We start from the raw sequence: 3,640 nt of genomic DNA on the forward strand, positions 1-3,640 counted from the left end.
CCTGCGGGGCCGCCGCGCCCGGCTGCTGGCCCCCCCCGCGCGCGCGGGCGACCCCGACGATCCCGACCGCCGGCTCGCCGCGGCCGTGGAAGGCGTCGACCCGTCCGAGGTCATATCGCTCGCGGACGCCCTCGACACCTTCCTCGAGACGCCGATGGAGGGGGGCTCCGAGGACGGCACGGACGACGGGCTGCCGTTCTCCCCCGACGCCCGCGTGCGCTTCGCCCGCCTGGCCGCCGAACTGCGCGACCTGCGCCGCTCGCTGTCCGACCCGCTCATGGACGTGCTGCACCGCGTCCTCGCCGTCACCGGCCTCGAGGTGGAGCTGTCGGCGTCCCCGCACGCCCTCGCCGCCCGCCGCCGCGAGACCCTGTCCAACTTCCTGGACGTCGCCGCCTCCTTCGCGGCGGGCGACGGCGAGGCGACCCTGCTCGCCTTCCTCGGCTTCCTGCGCACCGCCGCCCAGTACGAGAAGGGCCTCGACAACGCCCTGCCCGGCGGCGAGAACACCGTCAAGGTGCTCACCGCGCACAAGTCCAAGGGCCTGGAGTGGGACGTCGTCGCCGTCCCCGGACTGGTGACCGGCACCTTCCCCAGCGCCCAGGGCCGCGAGAAGTGGACCGCACAGGCCAAGGTCCTGCCGCACACCCTGCGCGGCGACACCGACACCCTGCCCGACGTCGACAGCTGGGACGCGCGCGGCATGAAGGCCTTCCACGAGGCCATGAAGGACCACCAGCACACCGAGGAACTCCGCCTCGGCTACGTCACCTTCACCCGCCCCCGCTCCCTCCTGCTCGGCTCCGGCCACTGGTGGGGGCCCAGCCAGAAGAGACCGCGCGGCCCCTCGGACTTCCTGCAGGACCTGTACGACCACTGCGCCGCCGGTCACGGCGAGATCGAGGCCTGGGCGGAGGAGCCCGCCGAGGACGAGGAGAACCCGGCCCTGCACACGGCCGGCGCCGACCAGGTCTGGCCGCTGCCCCTAGACGACGCTGCCCTGGCCCGCCGCCGCGCGGCCGCCGAGACGGTCCTCGCCCACCTCGACACCATCGCCGCCGGGGACGGCCCCCGGCCGGCCGCCCACGACCCCGCCGCCTTCGACGACCCCGACTGGCCCCCACCACCGGACGACGAGAACCCGTACGCCCAGGACCACCCGGACGAGCCGCCGTACGACGACGCCCCCCACCCGGACGACCCCGCCGACTGGGACTCCTGGAGCGCCGACCGGCCGACCGTCCCCCACCAGGCGCCCACCCCCGCGGCGCACCCCCGGCCCGCCGAACCCGCGCACCGGTCCGCCCTCACCCCCGAAGAGACGCGGCTCATCGCCTCCTGGGACCGCGACCTGGACGCGCTCAGCGGGGAACTGCAGCGCGCCCGCCGCACGATCACCGACGTCCCCCTGCCCGCCACCCTGACCGCCACCCAGCTGCTGCGCCTCGCCGAGGACCCGGACGGGCTCGCGCAGGAACTCGCGCGCCCCATGCCACGCCCTCCGCAACCGGCCGCACGCCGAGGCACCCGATTCCACGCCTGGGTCGAAGCCCGCTACGAAGAGCTGACGCTGCCCCTGCTGGAACCGGACGAGCTGCCCGGCAGCGACGCCGAGATCGCCGACGAGGCCGACCTCGAAGCCCTGAAGGAGGCCTTCGAACGCAGCGAGTACGCCCGGCGCACCCCGTACCGCGTCGAGACCCCCTTCCAGCTCACCCTCGCCGGCCGCGTCGTCCGCGGCCGCATCGACGCCGTCTACCGGCACGGCGACGGGACGGCGGCGACGTACGAGATCGTCGACTGGAAGACCAGCCGCACCCGCACCGCGGACCCGCTCCAGCTCGCCGTGTACCGGCTGGCCTGGGCCGAGCAGCAGGGCGTACCGCTCGACTCCGTCACGGCCGCCTTCCTTTACGTGCGCAGCGGCGAGGTCGTACGCCCCACGAACCTCCCCGACCGGGCCGCTCTGGAACGGCTGATCAGAGGCGAGCCGGAAGAGGCACACGACGCAACGGAAGTGTCACGGCCCGGAACCTGAGTGTGACGAACCCCCGCCGACGATGTCGTCGCGGCCGGATAGGCTCGTGAGCATGAGCCAGACCCCGGACAGCGTCGTCCACACGTACATCGAGCAGCACCGCGCCGCCTTCCTCGCCGACCTCACCGCCTGGCTGCGCATCCCCTCCGTGTCGGCCCAGCCCGACCACGCGCACGACGTACGGCGCAGCGCCGACTGGCTCGCCGCGAAACTCGGGGAGACCGGCTTCCCGACCGCCGAGGTCTGGCCCACCGCCGGCGCCCCCGCCGTCTACGCCGAGTGGCCCTCCGGGGACCCCCAGGCGCCCACCGTGCTCGTCTACGGCCACCACGACGTGCAGCCCGCCGCCCGCGAGGACGGCTGGGACAGCGACCCCTTCGAACCGGTCGTGCGCGAGAACCGCCTCTACGCGCGCGGGGCCGCCGACGACAAGGGCCAGGTGTTCTTCCACACACTCGGCGTCCGCGCCCACCTCGCCGCCACCGGCCGCACCGCCCCCGCGGTCAACCTGAAGCTCCTGATCGAGGGCGAGGAGGAGTCCGGCTCCCCGCACTTCCGGACCCTGGTGGAGGAGCGGGCCGAGCGCCTCGCGGCCGACGCCGTGATCGTCTCCGACACCGGCATGTGGGCCGAGGACACCCCGACCGTGTGCACCGGCATGCGCGGCCTCGCCGAGTGCGAGATCCGGCTGTACGGCCCCGACCAGGACATCCACTCCGGATCCTTCGGCGGCGCCGTGCCCAACCCCGCCACCGCGGCCGCCCGCCTGGTCGCCGCCCTCCACGACGAGCACGCGCGCGTGGCCGTCCCCGGCTTCTACGACGGCGTCGTCGAGCTGACCGACCACGAACGCGAGCTGTTCGCCGAGCTGCCCTTCGACGAGCAGCGCTGGCTGAGCACCGCCAAGTCCCACGCCACTCACGGCGAGGCCGGGCACACCACCCTGGAGCGCATCTGGGCCCGTCCCACCGCCGAGGTCAACGGCATCGGCGGCGGCTACCAGGGCCCCGGCAGCAAGACGATCATCCCCTCCTCGGCCATGGTGAAGCTGTCCTTCCGGCTCGTCGCCGGACAGGACCCCGACCACATCGAGAAGGCCGTCCGCGCCTGGGCCGCCGAGCAGGTGCCCGCCGGAATCCGGCAGGAGATCGCCTTCGGCTCCGCCACACGGCCGTGCCTGACCCCGCTCGACCACCCCGCGCTGCGGTCCGTCGCCCGCGCCATGGGCCGGGCCTTCCAGAGCCCCGTCCGCTTCACCCGCGAGGGCGGCTCCGGACCCGCCGCCGACCTCCAGGAAGTCCTCGGCGCGCCGGTGCTCTTCCTGGGCATCTCCGTCCCCTCCGACGGCTGGCACGCCCCCGACGAGAAGGTCGAACTCGACCTCCTGATCAAGGGCGTCGAGACCAGCGCCTATCTGTGGGGCGACCTGGCCGACAACTGGCGACCCGCGCCCTGACCGGCCGGCGCCGCATGGAAGGGCACCGCGCGCGGGGCACACTGGGAAGACCGCCCAGCATGGCCAATCCGGGCGGTGCCGGCCTCCCGACACCGCCCGGGAACACCCTGATGGCCCGCCGCGCCCCCATATCGTGACTTCAAGTC

General features: G+C 74.3%; 2 protein-coding genes. Both read left to right on the forward strand.

The features are described from left to right. On the forward strand, positions 1 to 2,038 hold a 2,038-nt coding region (locus tag ACWEN3_RS43485), incomplete at its 5' end, for a PD-(D/E)XK nuclease family protein (protein WP_452983379.1). A gap of 52 nt (positions 2,039 to 2,090) precedes the next feature. Next, complete coding sequence (locus ACWEN3_RS43490; protein ID WP_452983382.1) at positions 2,091 to 3,494, forward strand: dipeptidase; 1,404 nt, start codon at positions 2,091 to 2,093, stop codon at positions 3,492 to 3,494. Positions 3,495 to 3,640 lie beyond the last annotated feature (146 nt).

It is taken from the genome of Streptomyces sp. NPDC004561 (assembly GCF_053602155.1).

Bases quoted from the DNA above. Each gene is read 5' to 3' on its own strand.
- ACWEN3_RS43490 (WP_452983382.1), top strand. From the start codon at position 2,091: ATGAGCCAGACCCCGGACAGCGTCGTCCACACGTACATCGAGCAGCAC.